Genomic DNA, 19716 nt, shown 5'->3' on the forward strand with positions numbered 1-19716 from the left:
AAGCAAGGCTTTGCGACAGATTCTTGCGTAAACGCAACCGGCCTCGAATCAGGCTGCGAAGAACGGGTTGAAAATGGCTGCTACCGCTTCGGCGCCGGGCTGGTCATCCAGGTGCAGGTGATGGCCACCTGGAAGACGGTTCCGAGCAAATGGAAAGGTCTCGATCAGTTCGAGCATAGCGGGCTGGGTCATCAGCCCCTGCTCTGCCAGGACCAGGCTTGCAGGGCATGCCACGCGATGTACGAATGCCAAGGCGTGTGCACGAGTCAGCCGCATTGGCGATGGCAGCATCAGACGGGCATCGGTACGCCAGGTATAACCGCCGGGAACCGGCATCAGCCCCCTCAGGGCGAGCGACTCGGCCGCTTCGTGGCTGACTGCGCCGACGCCTTTCATCCGTGCTGCTATGGCTTGCTCGAAACTGTCATATACCGGCTTACGTTTGTCATCGACTTCGAGCAGCGCTTGAAGGGATTCGCCAAGCTTCTGTGGTGCCGTGTCGGCTTCGCCCGTATAGGGAATCGCACCATCGATCAATGCAAGACGCTCGATTCGATCCGGCATGGCTCCAGCGAGCAGTACGGAAACAATAGCGCCCATTGAATGGCCAAGGAGGGAAAAGCGTTTCCAGCCGAACTGCTCGGCTGTCTGCAGCACGTCGTGGGCGTAATCCCAGATGTTGTACGCCGCGCCTGGCGGGCGGTGATCGGAATGCCCGTGCCCGGGGAGATCAAGCGCAACGATACGCACGCCATCGAGAAGCGGTGCCAATCGCGAGAATGTGGCGGCATTGTCCAACCACCCGTGAAGAGCAATCACCGGCTGGCCTCGCTCGGGACCATACAAATGCGCCGCGACTTCTATGTGCGGCAAGCTCAAGCGGATTTCTTCGAACGGAACACTCATGCAGCACCTCGTCTATCCAGCTCGCTCCAGCGACTGAATACCTGTTTGAGCAGGATTGCCGTTTCATGCGGCCGTTCAAGTGGAAACATGTGGCCGCCAGGCAGAGTGTGGGATTCGCCTTGGGAGACCAACCGTAGCAAGTAGGCATGGTGAGGCAGCACCACTCGGCTTTGACGCCCCCGCACAACGGCCAGAGGTATCTTCAGTGCATGGGGCCATCCCGGCGTAATATGGGGCACGCTTCGATAGATACGAATTTCGGTCTCAGGGTCGAAGCGAAGCCGTAGCCCCTGAGCCGTGGGCTCCAGCCCATGCTCCACGTAAGCGTCGAGACAGTCAGGGTCGAACGCGCGGAATAAAGGCTTGCTATTGAAATATCGCCGCGCCTCTTCTTCGCAGCTGAACTGTTCGCGACGCCCCAACGTTCGCCCTGCCGGCGTCAGGTGATCGATGAAGCCGAAGCGCTTGGCCGCCCAGATCAGCGTCTGGTCCAGCCAGGTGGGCATTGGCGAATCGAGCATGACTACGCCGCGATAAAGTTCCGGCCGCTGCAAGGCAGCGTGATAGTGCAACATGCCACCTAGCGAGTGCCCTACCCCCCAGACTGGCTCTTCCAGCGCGGCAAGCCGCTCGAGCAGCTCCTGCACCAGGTTCTGCCAGTTGTCATCCACCGGGAAGCGCGGGTCGTGCCCGTGCTGGTCGAGATGAGTGACGACGTACTCAGGCGTCAGTGCCTCGAACAACTTGCGATAGGTAGCTGATGGAAAGCCGTTGGCATGGGCGAAAAAGATGCGTTGCGTCATGAGTTCGATGCGACTTGAGGAAGTGGGTCATTGTCTGGCCCCCTTCCGCTTACGGCAATCGGCCGGAACGGCAGAACGCAAGGCAGTCCTGCCAAACGAGGCGTCTACGACGCCTCCAACCGCCTTGGGCTGGTGTCTCCCAAAGGAACAACCGCTACGGTCAAGCGCGATATACAGCTGAGCTTGCCATCATCGCCACTCAGGCGGATGTCCCAGACATGGCTGGAACGGCCGAGATGAACCGGGCGACATACAGCGGTCACGCGGCCGCTGCGCAATGCACGAAGATGGTTTGCGTTAACTTCAAGCCCGACACAATAGAACTGCTCAGGATCGATACAAAGGTAGCTGGCCATCGAGCCGGCAGTTTCCGCCAGCACAACCGAAGCGCCGCCGTGCAACAGGCCGTAGGGCTGGTGAGTGCGGGAATCGACGACCATGCTCGCTGTGATTGAATCCTCATCGAACGCTTCGAAACGGATATCGAGCAGCTCTACGATGGTGTTCTTGCGGTTTTCGTTGAGTTGTTGCAGATCCGGGGGTCGTTGCCAAATGCTCAAGTGCGGCTCTCCATTATTGTTTATTTTTCTACGATCGCTGTTGATTAGCAGTGCCAAGGCACGTGCCGCGTTCAGGATGGGTGCCGTAGGGCAGTCAGGCGCATCAGGCCTGTCGCGATGTACTCTCCCTCCAGCTCGGCCAGACTCGCAGTGGCCATGGGTATTGGAGTATCGCGATGACCATTGACCAGCCAGCCGCCAAGCACACCAACAAATGGCTGGTGCGTAACGAGCAGGAGGCGCTGCTCACTACGGCGGTCGAGGTAGAGCATCGCATCACCCGGATCAGATTCGGGCGTCAGCCAGGGTACGGTCTCTACCGGGCCGGAAAATCCTAGCACTTGCCGGACGATTTCAGCCGTCTGCTGGGCTCGTTGATAAGGGCTGACCAGGATGGCCTGCAAAGGTTGATCCTGCAGGTGGGCGGCCGCGCTCTGGACTTCCATGCGCCCGTTTTCAGTCAGGTTACGCTCCGCGTCGGTTCTCGCCTTGGGTTCGGCCTCGCCATGCCGCAACAGCCACAACTTCATGGCTGTGGCTCCTGCTCGGCGGGGGTTGGGGCGACAGGAGCAACAGTCTCTCTATCGGCCGGGCGAGGCTTCGGCCAATCAGACATGGGCCAGGGTTTACGGTCAGTATTGAAGGTACCAAACCGTCCGATCTGGGCTACATACTGGCTCAGACTATCGCCCAGCCCTAGCAGCGCTTCGTTCGGTTTGCCGTTGACGGCCTGCATGATCAACTGCGTTGCCACGACCACAAGCAGCGCCAGTTCAGCCAACTGCCAGACAAAAAAGAAAACCAGCATCCAGACTGCGCGCAGAATCAGCGACTCCCGCTCAGCGCTGCGTTGTGATGTATTCATTGATCGCTCCGTTCGTCTCAGAAACCGTCGGTGGAAATGAAATCTACGTCGGTCTTCGGCTCGCCGCGCATCAACACCGCGATGACCTGTTCCAGCGTACGCCCCTCAAACAGAATGGCATGCAGGCCCGCGACCAGTGGCATGTAGACCTGCAACTCCTCTGCTTTGGTCTTCAAGACTTTGATGGTATTCACGCCCTCCGCCACTTCGCCAAGACGCGAAACGGCCTCTTCGAGGCTCAACCCCTCTCCTAGCGCATAACCGACCTGGAAATTGCGACTCTTGGAAGACGTGCAGGTAACGATCAGGTCGCCCACGCCCGCCAGCCCCAGAAACGTCATGGGATTTGCGCCGAGCTTGACCGCGAATCGGGTCATCTCGGCCAACGCACGGGTGATCAACATGCTGCGCGTGTTCTCCCCCATTCCAAGGGCAGCCGCCATGCCAGCCATGATGGCGTAGACGTTCTTCAAAGCACCACCAAGCTCCACGCCAAAGCGGTCAGAGCTGGCGTAAACGCGGAAGGTTCGACCGTGCAGAGCCTGCTGTACGCAGCGGCATAGCGCTTCGTCGTTGCTTGCCACCACGGTAGCGGTCAACGCATGTTCCGCTACCTCCCGTGCCAGATTCGGACCTGATATCACTCCGATCCTCGCCTCAGGAGCGATCTCCTCCAGGATCTGGCTCATCAGCATAAAACCCTCGGCTTCGATGCCCTTGGTGGTACTGACGAGCATCTTGCCGGCCAGCTTCGTCGCAAAGGGCGACAAGGCCTGTCGAAGTGCGCTGGATGGCAGCGCCACGAATGCCAAGTCGCAATCAGCCAGCGTCTGCCCGAGGTCGGTGACAGGCTCGACTGCTGGCAGCACCGTCACGCCCTTGAGGTAACGGGGATTTTGACGTTGCGTACGGATGCATTCCGCCTGGGCGGCATCCCGCATCCACAGCCGGACGCTATGGCCGTTCTCAGCCAGCAGGTTTGCGATGGCGGTTCCGAAGCTACCGCCGCCAAGCACTGCTATGGGTTGCTGTTCAGTCATGGTGAATCCGTTGTAAACCACAGAGTGGCAGTGGCGGGCATTATACGTAGCGCTTCGCTCACAACCAGTGCGAAGCCCGCCCTCTATGGAATCATCAAGTTACAGTCCGATAAACCCGATTTAGATATCTTTCCTCCACCAACATCGCCTACCGAGCAGAACCCATAGCCCAATGGTCTATAGGAGGTCAGGTCGTCGCAGGTTCGTTGTCGTGGTTAAGGAGTGTTAAAGTATCGGCCCGTTTCAGCCATGGCCATTCAGTAGTTGGTCGGAACGAGCAATATCCATAACTTCTGTGCTGTGACTTTCAGCGCAAGGTTGCAGTCTATGACTAGTCTTTATGATCGGACTCTCGAGTTTCGAGTCGGATAAAGCAGCAAGCCCTCCATAAAGGGACCATTGAGGAATACGCATGACCAAACAACAGGCCTTTACTCGGGAAGATTTGCTACGTTGCAGCCGCGGCGAGCTTTTCGGACCCGGTAATGCGCAACTGCCCGCTCCAAACATGCTGATGGTCGATCGCATCGTTCATATCAGCGAAGTGGGCGGCAAGTATGGCAAGGGCGAGTTGGTTGCCGAGCTGGATATCAATCCTGATCTCTGGTTCTTCGCCTGCCATTTCGAAGGTGATCCGGTCATGCCCGGTTGCCTTGGCCTCGATGCCATGTGGCAGCTGGTCGGCTTCTATCTTGGCTGGCAAGGCAATCCGGGCCGTGGTCGTGCGCTGGGTTCCGGGGAAGTGAAGTTCTTTGGCCAGGTCCTGCCGACCGCCAAGAAGGTCACCTACAACATTCATATCAAACGCACCATCAGCCGTTCTCTGATCCTCGGCATCGCCGATGGCACCGTGAGCGTCGATGGCCGCGAGATCTACAGTGCCGAAGGTTTGCGTGTCGGCCTGTTTACATCTACCGATAGCTTCTGAAGGATTTCCGCATGCGTCGCGTCGTGATCACCGGCCTGGGTATCGTTTCCTGCCTCGGCAATGACAAAGACACCGTTTCCGCCAACCTGCGCGCTAGTCGCCCTGGCATTCGCTTCAATCAAGCCTATGCGGACATGGGTCTGCGCAGTCAGGTCTCCGGCTCAGTTGACCTGAATCTCGAAGAGCTGATTGACCGCAAGGTTCTGCGCTTCATGGGCGATGCTGCGGCTTATGCGTACCTGGCCATGCAGCAGGCACTGGAGGATTCAGGCCTCAGCGCTGATGATATTTCGAACCCACGCATCGGCCTGATCGCAGGTTCGGGTGGCGCCTCAACCATCAATCAGATGGAAGCCATCGATATCCTTCGCGACAAAGGCGTCAAGCGCATCGGCCCGTATCGCGTACCGCGTACCATGAGCAGCACGGTGTCCGCCTGCCTGGCTACACCGTTCCGCATCAAGGGCATCAACTACTCCATCGCATCCGCATGCGCCACCAGCGCTCATTGCATTGGTCATGCGATGGAACAGATTCAGATGGGCAAGCAGGACGTCGTTTTCGCCGGTGGCGGTGAAGAAGAGCATTGGAGCCAGAGCTGCCTGTTCGATGCCATGGGCGCCCTTTCCAGCCAATACAACGAGACGCCCGAGAAAGCATCTCGCGCCTATGATGCCAAGCGTGACGGATTCGTTATCGCCGGTGGTGGCGGCATGGTGGTGGTCGAGGAGCTGGAGCACGCGCTCAAGCGCGGCGCGAAGATCTATGCCGAAATCGTCGGTTACGGCGCCACTTCCGACGGCTACGATATGGTTGCCCCAAGTGGTGAAGGCGCGCTGCGCTGCATGCAGCAGGCCATGGCAACCGTCGAAGGCGACATCGATTACCTCAATACCCACGGCACTTCCACTCCGGTCGGTGACGTTGCCGAGGCCAAGGCTGTACGCAACATGTTCGGCGACAAGATCCCGGCCATCAGCTCGACCAAGAGCCTGTCCGGGCATTCGCTGGGCGCTGCTGGGGTTCATGAGGCGATCTACTCGATGCTTATGATGGAAGGCAATTTCATTGCAGGCTCGGCCAATATCGAGGAGTTGGATCCGGAAGTAGCCGATCTGCCAATCGTTCTGGAAACCCGCGAGAACGCAAAGATCGACACCATCATGAGCAACAGCTTTGGCTTCGGTGGCACCAATGCCACGCTAGTGCTCAAGCGCTGGAAAGGCTGATCTGTAAGCGAAAACGAAAACGGCGCCCTAGGGCGCCGTTTTCGTTTCAGTATTTCACTTCTCTACCATCGCGATTGCCAGAGCGGTAAGCCGCACATATCAGCTCATCGGACCGTCAGTGCTGGGCGCCCTCTCCCCGCTCAACCGCCACATCCCCATGAGCGATACAGGAAGCGGCAGTAAACAGGGCGTCGGTAGACGAGTTCAAGGCGGTTTCCGCAGAGTCCTGCACAACGCCAATGATGAACCCAACCGCCACAACCTGCATCGCCAGATCATTGGAGATACCGAACAGACTGCAGGCGAGCGGGATCAGCAGCAGCGAACCACCCGCAACCCCGGACGCCCCGCAGGCACATATGGCCGCGAGCAGGCTTAGCAAAATCGCAGTCGGGATATCCACCACGATACCCAGCGTATTGACCGCCGCCAGCGTCAATACAGTGATGGTAATGGCGGCACCACCCATGTTGATGGTCGCTCCTAAAGGAATCGATACCGAATAGGTGTCCTTGTGCAGTCCAAGCCGCTCGCAGAGCTGCATGTTGACCGGGATATTTGCGGCTGAGCTTCGGGTGAAAAACGCAGTGATGCCGCTTTCGCGCAAGCACGTCAGAACCAGCGGATAAGGGTTGCGCCGGATTTGCCAGAAGACAATGAGCGGGTTCACTACCAGCGCCATGAACAGCATGCTGCCGACCAGCACCAACAGAAGCTGAAAATAGCCAGCAAGGGCACCGAAGCCTGACTCAGCCAGCGTCCCAGCAACCAATCCGAAGATGCCCAGCGGCGCAAACCGGATAACAACCTTGACGATCAGCGTAACGCCGTCGGACACGTCAGCAATCAGATCACGCGTACTTTCACGCGCGTGGCGGAAGGCAAACCCAAGGCCGATAGCCCAGGCCAGAATTCCGATGAAGTTACCTTGAAGCAGAGCACGAACGGGATTGTCCACGATGCTGAACAGCAGGGTTTTCAACACTGCACCTACGCCCTCGGGCGGAACCACATCGCTGGCCTGACTGACCAGCGTGAGGCTGGTTGGGAATACAAAACTTGCGATGACCGCAACCGCGGCAGCAGTGACCGTGCCCAATGCATACAGCAGCAGAATGGGCCGGATATGGGTTGGTTGTCCTCGCTTGTGATTGGCAAGCGAGGACGTGACCAGGACAAATACCAGAATGGGTGCAACCGCCTTCAGCCCAGCAACGAACAGATCACCCAGCAAGCTCACCGATTGGGCAGCCTGCGGCCACAGCAGAGCCAGCAGACAGCCCGCAACGAGGCCGATCACTATCTGTGTCACCAGGCCGACGCGATTGTAAGCGCGGAAGAGTTGGGTTGAGAGATTGGACATGCTGAGGTCTCGGCGTGGGATGCGAAAACGGGACCGTCGCCGCTGAAGCGACGATACGGTGCCTGCAAAAACGCCGAATGGTACGCATCTCTGCCCAATCTGCCCAGCATTGGCGCATAGCCACTCGCGACCAGGCTGAGCAGATACCAGACCAACGATGCCCACCAGGTGGAATCGCGAGCAAAATCAAATGCGGATCTCGCGACCAGCTCGTTGAGGTCCATGACCAGTGCCGCCAGCTCCTGGCTGGCGGCACTGGTCTGATTGGCACCAGCGGAGGATCGCAGTGATGGATCACAGATGTTGACCAGAGTTTGAACGACTCCGCGCTTGTCCTGAGCTACGGCCGCACATTGCTGGGGGTGACCATCAGCGCAAGCTGTCCAGTAGTCAGGGCAGCAACACGATGGCAGGAAAAGAGCGAGCTGTAGAGTTTTCGGCAGAGGGCGCTTTTGCCAAATAGATCAGCAAGAAAAGCCGCCAATAGCCGCTAATTCTTTTCAGCCTTCTTTTTCGGCAAGACCGCAAGGAAATTGTCTCGCGCCACCTTCTTAGCTACCGCTTCGGGGAGCGCATCCAGGAACGGGTCGAAAGCCCGCATGCCATCCCCAAGCCCCTCGAAACGCCCGACTACATCAGAGCCAATCATGAACCGCGTCGGGTGTTTTTCGACCAGCGACACCCAGTCTTGAACAGGCGTGTCTGACTCATCCAGAAGATAGGGACGAAGCATCGTCCAGGACAGATCGATGTAGAGGTTAGGATAGTCATCCAATAGACGCTGGACGGTGGGCAGCAGGAACTCGAGCTTCTCCTGGTGGCGATGCAGCTCCATGCTCGTGCCTGCGTGCGCCCATATGAAGCGCGTATGCGGATGGTTTCGTAAGGCGTCCTCAAGCTCGCTCAAATAGAGCGGGTTGCGCTCACGTTTGGACGTGATATTGGAATGCAGCATTACCGGCAGATCGTATTCAGCGGCGAGATGGTAGACGCGTGTCAGCGCTTCATTGTTCGCTCGCGGAGTGTCGCCCTCGGTCAACGCAGTGACGTCATCGTGACGCGTGAAAATCTCGCCAAGCCCCTGCCATAGGCCTGGGTCGAGCTCCAGCATGCGGCGGATATGCGCGTCGGCATTCTTGTCGTTAGGGTTGAAGCCGGAGAGAAACGGATGAAATCTGTGTCGATGTTGCTCGTCCAGCTTCTTTAATGCAGCAGCGACGACCACATCGGTCGCGCTGTACCAATACACCGGAGCGTCGTCCCCCGCGTAATAGCGCGGCCGCTTGGGCTCGTTCTCGTGCCATTTCTTGGCGACTGGAATCCCACTGATCATGACGTGATCAATATTCCCGGCGTCCATGGCCTTGAGCAGCCTCTTCATCCCATCGCTTTCCTGAAAGAAATCAACGTAATGCAGATGGGCATCGCTGTAGTGGTAGTCGCGTGCGTGAACGGGCGCAATTGAAGCGACAAGACAAACTGCCGCCAAGCATTTTCTTAAGTTAAACAACCGATGACCTCCTAACAGCCAAGCGGGTAGACCGCTGCACCACAACGCGGTTCATTCGGCCGCCTACTCTGCAGAACGCACCCTCACATTCACTCGCGGACTGGACCGAATGGTGCAAAAAAAAAGCCCGTCATCGACGGGCTTTTTTCGTGTCGCTATATCTTATGCCGACAGCTCTACCAGCAGCTTGTTAAGGCGTTGCACATAAGCTGCAGGGTCTTTCAGGCTGTCCCCGGCTGCCAGTGCGGCTTGGTCGAAGAGGATGTGCGACAGATCAGCGAAACGATCCTCATCCGGCTCCCCATCGAGCTTCTCGATCAGCGGGTGTGCTGGATTGATTTCGAATATCGGCTTGGACTCAGGCACTTTTTGCCCGCTGGCTTCGAGAATCTGGCGCATCTGCAAGCCAAGGTCCTGCTCGCCGATGGCCAGGATTGCCGGGGAATCGGTCAGACGATGCGATACACGCACCTCTGCAACTTCATCGCCCAGCGCCGTCTTGAGCCGCTCCACCAGACCTTCCTTGGCCTTGGCAATTTCTTCCTGAGCCTTCTTATCCTCTTCCGAGTCCAGCTTGCCGAGATCAAGGTCACCGCGAGCCACGTCGATGAACTGCTTGCCATCGAACTCGGTGAGATAGCTCATCAGCCACTCATCGATACGGTCGGTCAACAAGAGTACTTCGATGCCTTTCTTGCGGAACACCTCGAGATGAGGGCTGTTCTTGACCTGAGCGTAGGACTCGCCGGTCAGGAAGTAAATCTTGTCCTGTCCTTCCTTGACGCGGCTCATGTAGTCGACCAGAGATACGCTCTGCTCGCCTGATGCATCATGGGTCGAGGAGAAACGCAGCAAGCCCGCGATTTTCTCTTTATTGGCAAAGTCCTCCGCAGGACCTTCCTTGAGAACTTGGCCGAACTGCTTCCAGAAGTTCTTGTAATCTTCCGGCTTGTCCTTTGCCAACTTGTCGAGCATATCCAGCACGCGCTTGGTGAGTGCCGACTTCATTGAATCGATAACCGGATCCTTCTGCAGGATCTCGCGGGAAACGTTCAGCGAAAGATCATTGGAGTCGATGACACCTTTGATGAAACGCAGGTACAGCGGCAGGAACTCATCTGCCTGATCCATGATGAATACACGCTGGACGTAGAGCTTCAGGCCTTTGGGCGCCTCGCGCTGGTACAGGTCGAATGGTGCACGGCCGGGTACGAAGAGAAGCGACGTGTACTCAAGCTTGCCCTCGACCTTGTTATGGCTCCAGGCCAATGGGTTTTCGAAGTCGTGGCCGACGTGCTTGTAGAACTCCTGATACTCCTCGTCTTTGACCTCGGTACGCGGCCGGGTCCAGAGTGCGCTGGCACGGTTGACAGTTTCCCACTCAGGCTCGGCCGGCTTGTCTTTTTCCTCGCCATGAAACTCTTTCGGTAGTTCGATCGGAAGAGCGATATGGTCGGAGTATTTCTTGATGATGTTCCGCAGACGCCAGCCATCAGCGAATTCATCCTCGCCTGACTTCAGGTGAAGGACGATGCGCGTGCCGCGGTCCGGCTTATCTACGTTGGCGACCTCGAATTCGCCCTCGCCCTTCGACGACCAGTAGACGCCCTCTTCGGCGGAGGTCCCCGCACGGCGACTGAATACCTCAACCTGGTCCGCAACGATGAAGGCCGAATAGAAGCCAACGCCGAACTGACCGATCAGGTGTGAATCCTTTTTCTGGTCACCAGTGAGGTGCTTCATGAAATCCGCAGTACCGGATTTGGCGATGGTCCCCAGATGAGCGATGACATCCTCACGGTTCATCCCGATGCCGTTGTCTTCGAGCGTTACCGTCTTTGCTTCCTTGTCGAAGCTGACTCGGATCTTCAGATCGGCGCCGCCTTCGAGCAGGTCAGGCTTGGCGAGGGCTTCAAAACGAAGCTTATCGGCAGCGTCGGATGCGTTGGAAATCAGCTCACGGAGGAAGATCTCCTTGTTCGAGTACAAGGAATGGATCATCAGGTGAAGCAGCTGCTTCACTTCGGTCTGGAAGCCCAGGGTTTCTTTGTTTTGAGTCTCCACACTCATCTTCTTGCAAACTCCACATCGTCAATGGCACGGACCGCGATTGCGGTGATGACAAGCAGATGGGGGCTTGGCTTCGAAATTCAAGTGCGCCCGACGGTACGAAGCGCTCTTCCAAAGCACTGAACTGGCGTCTTGTTAGGGCTCAAGCAGCTCCAGCAAGACGATATCGTTCGGTGCCAGATTATAGATAGCCTCGCCTGGCCCTTTGAGCACTTGTCGAATCGCTACATTCCCATCTCGATCAATACCAACGAACCGCCCTTCTGCGACGCCGCCACGCTCGGTATGCGCGCGCATCAACAGATGATCGTAGTGAGACGGGTTGCGTTGCAGGCGATCGATGGAAAAACGCTGACGACGGTCGATGCGGGGCGAAGAGGCGCTGACTGGATTGGGCTCGGCCTGTGAAGCAGCAATCTGCGGTATTACCTCGTGCTCAATTGGCAACGGCGGGTACATGTCATCATCTACCGCCCAACCCTTATGATCCTTGGCGATTGCCAACTCGTACTGGTCAGGAACGCCCTTGACCATCGCTTTTACTGACAATGACTTTATGGGCTTGGAGAAGTTGACCGGCGACAGCGAGGTTACCTCAACCGCCTGCGTCTGAAAGCGCCGTTGCAGGTGATCACGAGCCAGATACCTGAGCGTGTCTGCAGACTCGTGGGTCAAGTCCACTTGGCCGGCGCGGTAGCGCAGATCATCTGTGAACACCTCGATGTGGCCACTCAGGCTGGTGTTGTAATGGGCAGGCAGAACCAGATGGAAGTCACCGGCCAACTTGTTTGGCGGCACCGGTTTAAGATTGAGATGTAACGTGTAGCCACTCTGGATCAGGCGTGCTTCAGGAAGGTGCTGTTCCGGCTGCATCCAACTTATCTCGACTTCCGGCACAGGATCGGGGTCCTGGGGAAGAACGTCGATTTGCACGCCGCCAGGCGATATAGGCCCAAATCGAATACTTACGGCTTGCTGTGCGAAAAGCTCGTCTCCATCACTTAATCTGAGCATGCCATCGGTGAGCTTACCGATCTGTGGACTGAACGGCCGGCCATCAAGCTGCCCGTTCAGGCGGATAGCCAAGCGACTGGTATGCACTTGGCTGTCGCTTTTCAACCAATCCAGGCTGGCGATTGCTTCGACACGCGAAGGATCATGGCTGGCGAGCAAGGTGACCCCAACCACCAGCGGAATGAATCCCAATGCGGACAGACCAATCGCTTTACGGGCTACACCCCAGTGACGTACGGCGTAAACCACGGCGACTGGCGGCAGCAGACTCCCCACACCCCACAACAAGCTCGTTCCAAACGCCAGAACGATCAACCAGACGAGGCCCGCTACGATTAAAAGCAGCCCGCCCAGTATCAGCAACGCATCCATTCAACACCTTCGAGACAGCTACAAGTGGCTGCCGCCAGACGTATCAGGGCTCGTTGACCTTGAAGTGGCAACGGGCAGTCGCGATGGGCTCGGCCTGATTCGTTTGCCAGGCCGTAACCGAAACGTTGGCTACACGACGCCCTTGGCGCCAGACCTGGCAGGCAGCAAAGGTGTCACGATAGAGACCTGCCCGGAGATAATCTATCGAGAAGTCGATGATTTTGGGCAAATGTGGCGCACCCATGAACATCAGCAGGTGGAGCATTGCGGCGTGCTCCATGAAGCCGGCAATTACACCTCCGTGAAGAGCAGGCAGTGTGGGATTGCCGATGTTGTCCTGATTCTTCGGCAACCTGAACACCATGTCATCGCCGAGCCGTAGACACTCTATGCCGATGAGCCTGGCGTACGGCACCGTCTGCAGAAGCGCATCGTAGTCGTTGCTGACGTGCGCTTCTTTGACCAGTGCGTCCAGATCCAATGTGCTCATGGGCGCTCCGGTGCTTTCGCGGCAGAGCTCTTGCCCATTCGCATGAAGGCGCCGACCACGTGGGCGATCGGCTCATTGATGTCGCGCTGGTACGCCACACCGCGCGTGAAGATCACTGTGGGCGTGACCCGGTAGCATTCAGCAAAGCCGAACACATCGTGATTCGGCTCAGCCGAGTGCATGTAATCGATGCGCAGGTCCAACGTCGGGCAGATCTCGAGCTCGGGCAGCGCACAGGCTGTGGAGATACCGCAGGTGGTGTCCATCAACGTCGTTATCGCGCCACCATGCACCAAACCGCTTTCGCGATCGCTGACAATCATCTCGCTATACGGGAGACGCAAGGTCAGCCCCTGGGAGTTTGCGCGCTCGACGCTCATGCCAAGCACCTGGCAGTGACGGAGAAGTGAAAGGAAGCGCTGGGTGCGTTCCAGTATCAGACTATCGCTCATGCGAATTCTCGGATCGAACAAGCCGGGCAGTTTAAACGGAGCGGCCTCTGCACCCTACTCCTTCGGAGTTTCGACGGGCAAAGTTGGCGTAAACACCATCACTTCAAGCACATCGGAATGAAACTCTCGACGGTACAGGATCAGCACCACCAAGGTTGTAACCCCCATAAAGAAATAGGGGTGTATGAACCAGGCCAGGGTTGCCATACCGAAGTAGTAGGCACGCAAGCCGAAATTGAACTGGTTTGCGGCCATTGAAATGACACGCGCCGCCCGTTCAGCGAACGATTTGCGCTCCTGATCATTGACGTTGCGCTCCCCGGCCATTGGAGCGGAGGCAACCAGGACCGCTGCAAAGTTGTACTGTCGCATGCACCAACTGAATGTAAAGAATGCGTAGACGAAGACCACACCCAACGCGAGCAGCTTGATCTCCGAGAGTCCGCGACTGACCGGCTGTGCAAATGGCAGGTCAGCTAGCAACGAAACCGCACGATCCGAAGCACCCAGCGCGGTCAGAATGCCAGCCAGGATGATCAGTGTGCTGGACGCGAAAAAAGCCGCATTGCGCTCCAGATTCCCAATCACGTTGGCATCGGCGATACGGTTATCACGCAACAACATGCGGCGCATCCAATCCTGCCGATAAAGATGCAGAACACTTGCCAGGCACGCGGTATCCCTACCGCGCCATCCAGCATATCGGGTGTATCCAACCCAGCACAGGATGAACCAGACAACGGCAATCAGGTGCGGTAGCAGATGACTCGGGACGGACATGAAGCACTCCTGAACACTGTCGCGTGACTATGCGAGTTGGCTTGAGCGCATCGCTCTGGTCAAGAGGCGCTCGAGGATTTTTCCGCATGAGCATTGCCGAGGAGCCGATCGAGAATTACGGCGACCGCCAATGTCACAAGAACCGGGACCAACCAGCCCATACTTTCTGCAGCGAGCGGAAGCGCAGTGAACAGTGCCGGAACCCACTCAGTCAGACCGGCTGCGGAGAGACCATCCGCGATGCCAAATACCAGCGTGACGGCCATCACCGGGATGAATACGCGACTTGGCGAAACCCAGAACCGGTCAAGCAGGCTCAATGCAACAAGCATGATCGCCAAGGGATACAAGCCGACCAGCACTGGTACCGAAACGCTGATCAGCTGGGTTAGCCCCTGATTGGCGACTGCGAGGCTGAACAGCGTGAAAACCATGACCACCGTGCGATAGCTGATGGGAAGCAAACCACTGAAGAACTCCCCACAGGCGGTCGTCAGGCCTACCGCCGTCGTAAGACATGCAAGCGTGATCACGACGGCAAGCAGCAGGCTACCGGTGGTGCCGAAAGTATGCTGCACGTAAGTGGTCAGAATCTGTACACCGTTCTGCGCGTCTCCCGCAATTCCCTGGCTGGTGGCACCCAGGTAGAAAAGCGCCAGATAAACGAGCGAGAGCCCAGCAGCGGCAATGGCACCTGCAATCATTGAATAACGGGTCACCAGCGCCGGCTCTGAAACGCCACGATCACGGATGGCGGTGGCGATGACGATACCGAAGACCAGCGCCCCGAGCGTATCCATCGTCAGGTAGCCCTCCAGAAAGCCTTTGAGCAGAGGTCCGTTGCGATAGCTGACCGCGGTAACTCCGATCTCGCCTGCCGGGGCAAAAATCGCTGCGCCTCCCAGTACCAGCAAGGCTGCCAAAAGCACTGGCGTAATGAACTTGCCGACCCGATTAACCAGTTGTCCAGGATTCAATACCAGGAACAAGGTCGCTGCAAAAAAGACCACGGTGTAGACGAATAGCGGAACGTCGGAATTGCCCGTGAACGGGGCTACGCCCATTTCGAACGAGACGACTGCGGTCCTGGGTGTAGCGAATAGTGGACCTATCGCAAGGTAAACAGCTACAGCCAACGCAGTACCGGCGACACGGCCCAACGGTGCGGTCAACCGATCCATGCCACCGCCAACACGGGCCAATGCCACTACGGTCAATAACGGCAGCCCGACACCCGTTAACAGAAATCCGGCTGCAGCGAACCAGATGGACTGCCCCGCAGCCATACCAGCACTAGGCGGAAAGATGATGTTTCCAGCGCCCAGAAAAAGCGCGAATGTCATGAATCCCAGGGCCAGCAGATCGAGGCCTTTCAATCGTGTCATCGGTTATCACCACTACAGGAGGGTTCTGGTACGACGAACGCACCCAGGTGTGTATCTGCAAACAGCCGAAACCACAGGCATCGGCCGGATGAGAAAAGCCACGCACCTTAATGGAAATCGCGCTCTAGAGCGAGCGCGTGGCGAATGCGGGCAAAACAGACCGAAATATACAGGCTGTTCAGTTCAGGAAGCGGCCACAAACAAAAATGCCAGTCAGGAACCTGACTGGCATCGGGTGTAGCAGGAGCGGATCAGCCCTGCTTAGGTGCCCAGCCCGTCACTTCGGCGAGTGCTTTGCCGATATCAGCCAGGGAACGCACGGTTTTTACGCCAGCGTCCTGCAGTGCCGCAAACTTCTCATCAGCAGTACCCTTGCCACCGGAGATGATCGCTCCAGCATGGCCCATGCGCTTACCAGCCGGAGCAGTCACGCCCGCGATATAGGAGACCACCGGCTTAGTGACGTTCGCCTTGATGTACGCCGCGGCTTCTTCCTCAGCAGATCCGCCGATCTCACCAATCATGACGATCGCTTCGGTCTGGGGATCTTCCTGGAACAGCTTGAGGATATCGATGAAAGTCGAGCCTGGAATGGGATCGCCGCCAATGCCGACACAGGTGGACTGTCCGAAACCCGCATCCGTGGTCTGCTTGACCGCTTCATAGGTCAATGTACCCGAACGGGATACGATGCCAACCTTGCCAGGCATGTGGATGTGGCCAGGCTGAATGCCGATCTTGCACTCGCCGGGCGTGATTACACCCGGGCAGTTAGGCCCGATCAGGCGGACGCCCATCTCATCACACTTGATCTTCACTTCCAGCATATCGAGGGTGGGAATGCCTTCGGTGATGCATACGATCAGCTTGATGCCGCCGAATACCGCCTCGAGGATGGAGTCCTTGCAGAATGGCGCTGGAACGTAGATCACAGAGGCGTCAGCACCTGTCGCTTCGACAGCTTCCTTGACCGTGTTGAATACCGGCAGGCCAAGGTGAGTGGTGCCGCCCTTACCTGGGGTGACGCCACCAACCATCTTGGTGCCGTACTCGATGGCCTGTTCGGAGTGGAATGTGCCTTGCGAGCCGGTGAAGCCCTGGCAGATGACTTTAGTGTCTTTGTTGATCAGGACGCTCATTACTTGCCCTCCGCGGCTTTGACGACTTGAATGGCCGCATCGGTCAGGCTGGTCGCACCGATGATGTTCAGACCACTTTCACCCAGCATCTTCGCGCCGAGCTCGGCATTGTTACCTTCAAGGCGAACGACTACCGGGACCTTTACGCCTACTTCCTTCACCGCGCCTATGATGCCTTCGGCAATCATGTCGCAACGGACGATGCCGCCGAAGATATTAACCAGAACGGCAGCCACGTTCTCATCCGAGAGGATGATCTTGAACGCTTCGGTCACACGCTCTTCAGTCGCGCCACCACCTACGTCGAGGAAGTTGGCCGGCTTGCCGCCGTGCAGATTGACGATGTCCATCGTGCCCATGGCCAGGCCTGCACCATTCACCATGCAACCGATGTTGCCGTCGAGCGCAACGTAGTTGAGTTCCCACTTGGCAGCGTGCGCTTCGCGTGGATCGTCCTGAGACGGGTCCTGCATTCCGCGCAGCTTGGGCTGACGATAGATTGCGTTGCTGTCGATGTTCAACTTGGCATCCAGGCAATGAAGATTGCCGTCTTTTTTGATGACAAGCGGATTGACTTCGAGCAGGGCCAGATCGTAATCGACGAACAGCTTGGCCAAACCGACGAAGATATGGACGAACTGCTTGACCTGATCACCCTTGAGGCCAAGTTTGAAGGCAAGCTCGCGCCCTTGGAACGGCTGAGCGCCCACCAATGGGTCGATTGTCGCTTTGAGGATTTTTTCAGGAGTGTCATGCGCAACTTTTTCGATGTCTACGCCACCCTCGGTGGACGCCATGAACACCACTCGACGCGTCGCACGATCCACCACAGCGCCCAGGTAAAGCTCTTTCTCGATGTCCGTGCAGGCTTCAACGAGGATCCGGCTTACCGGCTGGCCGTTGGCATCGGTCTGGTAAGTCACCAGACGCTTGTCCAGCCACTGCTCAGCGAACGCGCGGGCTTCGTCTTTGCTGCGTACCAGCTTGACGCCGCCTGCCTTGCCGCGCCCGCCAGCATGCACCTGGGCCTTGACCACCCACTCGGTGCCACCAATTCGGTCGCAGGCTTCTGCTGCTTCTTTAGGGCTATCGACGGCATAGCCTTTGGAAACCGGCAATCCGTACTCGGCAAACAGTTGCTTACCCTGATATTCGTGAAGATTCATCTTAGCTACCGTTCGGTTTGATGTGCATCAGACGCCGCAACTGCGGCGTCACCTCAAGTCGCTGAAAACTATCGAAAATACCTTTCAGAGACCTGTCATACCTTGCTAGAAGGTATTCGGCGGCTTGTCCCGGTCCGCTAAGGGCCGGGGCAAGCCGCCGCTCGCTACCGCGCTATCAGCGCTTTTTGCGGTTGGCGATGTGAATGGCGTGGCCATTTACAGCCAAGGCAGCTTCATGCAGCGCCTCAGACATGGTTGGATGCGAGAAGACCATCATGCCGAGGTCTTCAGCGCTGGTCCCGAACTCCATCCCGATCGCTCCTTGCTGAACCAGCTCCGCAGCGGCCGGCCCCATTACGTGAACACCCAGTACACGGTCAGTCTTGGCATCAGCGATTACTTTGACCAGACCCGCTGTGTCGTTCGCAGCCATGGCGCGACCACTGGCCGCAAAGGGGAAGGTACCGACGTTGATCTCGACGCCCTCGCCTTTCAAAGCCTGCTCGGTCTTACCAACCCACGCGATTTCCGGATGGGTGTAGATGACCGAAGGCACCAGGTCGTAGTTCATCTGCGACTTGTGACCGGCAATGCGCTCGGCGACCATAACGCCCTCTTCCGAGGCTTTGTGCGCAAGCATTGCTCCACGTACCACGTCGCCAATGGCGTATACACCCGGGACACTCGTCGCGCAGTAGTCATCGACGAAGATGAAACCACGCTCATCCATGTCTACCCCGGCGTCGGCGGCCAGCAGATCGGTAGTAACGGGGCGACGCCCGACCGCAACGATCAGCTTGTCGAACGTCTGCTGCTGCTCACCTTCGGCGTTAGTGAAGTTGACGGTAACCTGGTCACCATTGACCTGAGAGCCAGTCACCCGCGCGCCCAGAAGAATCTTTAGGCCCTGCTTGCTCAGGACCTTGAAAGCTTCCTTGGAAATCTGCTCATCAGCGGCTGGCAGGAATTTGTCCATGGCTTCGAGAACGGTCACCTCGGCACCGAGACGTGCCCATACCGAACCGAGCTCCAGACCAATGACGCCGGCACCGATGACGCCCAACTTGGCTGGAACACTCTGGAATTCCAGAGCGCCAGTGGAGTCAACGATGATGTTCTGGTCAACCGGCGCAGGTGGAATGTCGACCGGCTTGGATCCGGAGGCCAGAATCACATTTTCAGCACCGAGCACCTGAGTGTTGCCGTCCAGACCGGTGACTTCGACCTGCTTGCCGCTCAGCAGCTTGCCGTGGCCTTCGAAAATGGTCACACCATTGGCCTTCATCAGGCCGGCAACGCCACCAGTGAGATTCTTAACGATCTGGTCCTTACGGGCCACCATGGTCGGAACGTCCATGGCCACTTCGCCAGTGCTAATTCCGTGAACCTTGAAGCTCTCGTGGGCTTCATGGAACTTGTAAGAGCTGTCCAACAGCGCCTTGGAGGGAATGCACCCGACGTTCAGGCAGGTACCGCCGAGTGCGGTCTTACCTTCTTTGCCCTGATATTTCTCGATACAGGCAGTCTTCAGCCCCAGTTGCGCAGCGCGAATAGCTGCAACATAGCCGCCGGGGCCGGCGCCAATCACGACAACGTCGAATTTCTGGCTCATAACGAATCCTCTTGAGTGCAGCTTAAAAATCA

19 protein-coding genes are annotated in these 19716 nt (G+C 57.5%); 2 read left to right on the forward strand and 17 right to left on the reverse strand.

The genetic code is table 11. The features are described from left to right. Positions 1 to 48: 48 nt before the first annotated feature. From EA797_RS04975 to EA797_RS05000, 6 genes are all read right to left on the reverse strand, one after another. On the reverse strand, positions 49 to 906 hold the full coding sequence (locus EA797_RS04975) for an alpha/beta hydrolase (RefSeq protein WP_122164042.1): 858 nt from the start codon (positions 904 to 906) through the stop codon (positions 49 to 51). Continuing rightward, on the reverse strand, positions 903 to 1709 hold the full coding sequence (locus EA797_RS04980) for an alpha/beta fold hydrolase (protein WP_122164043.1): 807 nt from the start codon (positions 1707 to 1709) through the stop codon (positions 903 to 905). The genes EA797_RS04975 and EA797_RS04980 overlap by 4 nt, the downstream gene beginning before the upstream one ends. 104 nt (positions 1710 to 1813) lie before the next feature. Next, positions 1814 to 2269 carry a hotdog fold thioesterase gene (locus tag EA797_RS04985; RefSeq protein ID WP_122164044.1) on the reverse strand — a complete coding sequence of 152 codons (456 nt, stop codon included), beginning with the start codon at positions 2267 to 2269 and terminating at the stop codon, positions 1814 to 1816. A 71-nt stretch (positions 2270 to 2340) separates the two neighbouring features. Then, positions 2341 to 2799 carry a phosphohistidine phosphatase SixA gene (gene sixA, locus EA797_RS04990; protein WP_122164045.1) on the reverse strand — a complete coding sequence of 153 codons (459 nt, stop codon included), beginning with the start codon at positions 2797 to 2799 and terminating at the stop codon, positions 2341 to 2343. Next, positions 2796 to 3134 carry a DUF4389 domain-containing protein gene (locus EA797_RS04995; protein WP_122164046.1) on the reverse strand — a complete coding sequence of 113 codons (339 nt, stop codon included), beginning with the start codon at positions 3132 to 3134 and terminating at the stop codon, positions 2796 to 2798. Before EA797_RS04995 ends, sixA begins: the two co-directional genes overlap by 4 nt. 17 nt (positions 3135 to 3151) lie before the next feature. After that, positions 3152 to 4174 carry an NAD(P)H-dependent glycerol-3-phosphate dehydrogenase gene (locus tag EA797_RS05000; RefSeq protein WP_122164047.1) on the reverse strand — a complete coding sequence of 341 codons (1023 nt, stop codon included), beginning with the start codon at positions 4172 to 4174 and terminating at the stop codon, positions 3152 to 3154. Between the two features lie 412 nt (positions 4175 to 4586). Here EA797_RS05000 and fabA point away from each other — a divergent pair, with 412 nt between their 5' ends. Next, positions 4587 to 5102, forward strand: coding sequence for a 3-hydroxyacyl-[acyl-carrier-protein] dehydratase FabA (fabA, locus tag EA797_RS05005; protein WP_045161538.1), 516 nt, complete (start codon positions 4587 to 4589; stop codon positions 5100 to 5102). 11 nt (positions 5103 to 5113) lie between these two features. Beyond that, positions 5114 to 6331, forward strand: a complete 1218-nt coding sequence (gene fabB / locus EA797_RS05010) for a beta-ketoacyl-ACP synthase I (RefSeq protein WP_122164048.1) — start codon at positions 5114 to 5116, stop codon at positions 6329 to 6331. A gap of 115 nt (positions 6332 to 6446) precedes the next feature. On the opposite strand, the gene sstT is transcribed toward fabB, so the two are convergent. The 11 genes from sstT to lpdA all read right to left on the reverse strand — a co-directional run bounded on the left by sstT (position 6447) and on the right by lpdA (position 19684). Next, entirely contained in the window at positions 6447 to 7694 is a 1248-nt protein-coding gene (gene sstT, locus EA797_RS05015; RefSeq protein ID WP_122164049.1) for a serine/threonine transporter SstT, read from the reverse strand. Positions 7695 to 8184: 490 nt separating this feature from the next. After that, a complete protein-coding gene (locus EA797_RS05025) occupies positions 8185 to 9183 on the reverse strand; it encodes an amidohydrolase family protein (RefSeq protein WP_244214062.1) in 999 nt (332 codons plus the stop codon). A gap of 183 nt (positions 9184 to 9366) precedes the next feature. Beyond that, a complete protein-coding gene (htpG, locus tag EA797_RS05030; RefSeq protein ID WP_122164052.1) occupies positions 9367 to 11274 on the reverse strand; it encodes a molecular chaperone HtpG in 1908 nt (635 codons plus the stop codon). A 135-nt stretch (positions 11275 to 11409) separates the two neighbouring features. Beyond that, a complete protein-coding gene (locus tag EA797_RS05035; RefSeq protein ID WP_122164053.1) occupies positions 11410 to 12660 on the reverse strand; it encodes an MFS transporter in 1251 nt (416 codons plus the stop codon). A gap of 43 nt (positions 12661 to 12703) precedes the next feature. Then, positions 12704 to 13150, reverse strand: coding sequence for a PaaI family thioesterase (locus tag EA797_RS05040; RefSeq protein ID WP_122164054.1), 447 nt, complete (start codon positions 13148 to 13150; stop codon positions 12704 to 12706). Beyond that, positions 13147 to 13602 (reverse strand): PaaI family thioesterase, encoded by a 456-nt coding sequence (locus tag EA797_RS05045; protein ID WP_122164055.1) that lies wholly within the window; start codon positions 13600 to 13602, stop codon positions 13147 to 13149. The genes EA797_RS05040 and EA797_RS05045 overlap by 4 nt, the downstream gene beginning before the upstream one ends. Positions 13603 to 13656: 54 nt before the next feature. Further along, positions 13657 to 14382, reverse strand: a complete 726-nt coding sequence (locus EA797_RS05050) for a DUF599 domain-containing protein (RefSeq protein ID WP_122164056.1) — start codon at positions 14380 to 14382, stop codon at positions 13657 to 13659. Positions 14383 to 14441: 59 nt separating this feature from the next. Beyond that, a complete protein-coding gene (brnQ, locus tag EA797_RS05055; RefSeq protein WP_122164057.1) occupies positions 14442 to 15767 on the reverse strand; it encodes a branched-chain amino acid transport system II carrier protein in 1326 nt (441 codons plus the stop codon). Between the two features lie 251 nt (positions 15768 to 16018). After that, the gene (gene sucD, locus EA797_RS05060) at positions 16019 to 16906 is read right to left on the reverse strand and encodes a succinate--CoA ligase subunit alpha (protein ID WP_122164058.1); all 888 of its coding nucleotides are present in this window, start codon (positions 16904 to 16906) and stop codon (positions 16019 to 16021) included. Beyond that, positions 16906 to 18072, reverse strand: coding sequence for an ADP-forming succinate--CoA ligase subunit beta (gene sucC, locus EA797_RS05065; RefSeq protein ID WP_122164059.1), 1167 nt, complete (start codon positions 18070 to 18072; stop codon positions 16906 to 16908). The genes sucD and sucC overlap by 1 nt, the downstream gene beginning before the upstream one ends. Positions 18073 to 18247: 175 nt before the next feature. Beyond that, a complete protein-coding gene (lpdA, locus tag EA797_RS05070; RefSeq protein WP_122164060.1) occupies positions 18248 to 19684 on the reverse strand; it encodes a dihydrolipoyl dehydrogenase in 1437 nt (478 codons plus the stop codon). Positions 19685 to 19716: the final 32 nt, after the last annotated feature.

Source organism: Stutzerimonas zhaodongensis, assembly GCF_003696365.1.
GTDB classification, from domain to species: Bacteria; Pseudomonadota; Gammaproteobacteria; order Pseudomonadales; family Pseudomonadaceae; genus Stutzerimonas; species Stutzerimonas zhaodongensis.

Coding starts and splice junctions, on each gene's coding strand:
- EA797_RS04975 (WP_122164042.1), bottom strand. CDS start 906: ATGAGTGTTCCGTTCGAAGAAATCCGCTTGAGCTTGCCGCACATAGAA.
- EA797_RS04980 (WP_122164043.1), bottom strand. CDS start 1,709: ATGACGCAACGCATCTTTTTCGCCCATGCCAACGGCTTTCCATCAGCT.
- sixA (WP_122164045.1), bottom strand. CDS start 2,799: ATGAAGTTGTGGCTGTTGCGGCATGGCGAGGCCGAACCCAAGGCGAGA.
- EA797_RS04995 (WP_122164046.1), bottom strand. CDS start 3,134: ATGAATACATCACAACGCAGCGCTGAGCGGGAGTCGCTGATTCTGCGC.
- EA797_RS05000 (WP_122164047.1), bottom strand. CDS start 4,174: ATGACTGAACAGCAACCCATAGCAGTGCTTGGCGGCGGTAGCTTCGGA.
- fabA (WP_045161538.1), top strand. CDS start 4,587: ATGACCAAACAACAGGCCTTTACTCGGGAAGATTTGCTACGTTGCAGC.
- fabB (WP_122164048.1), top strand. CDS start 5,114: ATGCGTCGCGTCGTGATCACCGGCCTGGGTATCGTTTCCTGCCTCGGC.
- sstT (WP_122164049.1), bottom strand. CDS start 7,694: ATGTCCAATCTCTCAACCCAACTCTTCCGCGCTTACAATCGCGTCGGC.
- htpG (WP_122164052.1), bottom strand. CDS start 11,274: ATGAGTGTGGAGACTCAAAACAAAGAAACCCTGGGCTTCCAGACCGAA.
- EA797_RS05035 (WP_122164053.1), bottom strand. CDS start 12,660: ATGGATGCGTTGCTGATACTGGGCGGGCTGCTTTTAATCGTAGCGGGC.
- EA797_RS05040 (WP_122164054.1), bottom strand. CDS start 13,150: ATGAGCACATTGGATCTGGACGCACTGGTCAAAGAAGCGCACGTCAGC.
- EA797_RS05045 (WP_122164055.1), bottom strand. CDS start 13,602: ATGAGCGATAGTCTGATACTGGAACGCACCCAGCGCTTCCTTTCACTT.
- EA797_RS05050 (WP_122164056.1), bottom strand. CDS start 14,382: ATGTCCGTCCCGAGTCATCTGCTACCGCACCTGATTGCCGTTGTCTGG.
- brnQ (WP_122164057.1), bottom strand. CDS start 15,767: ATGACACGATTGAAAGGCCTCGATCTGCTGGCCCTGGGATTCATGACA.
- sucD (WP_122164058.1), bottom strand. CDS start 16,906: ATGAGCGTCCTGATCAACAAAGACACTAAAGTCATCTGCCAGGGCTTC.
- sucC (WP_122164059.1), bottom strand. CDS start 18,072: ATGAATCTTCACGAATATCAGGGTAAGCAACTGTTTGCCGAGTACGGA.
- lpdA (WP_122164060.1), bottom strand. CDS start 19,684: ATGAGCCAGAAATTCGACGTTGTCGTGATTGGCGCCGGCCCCGGCGGC.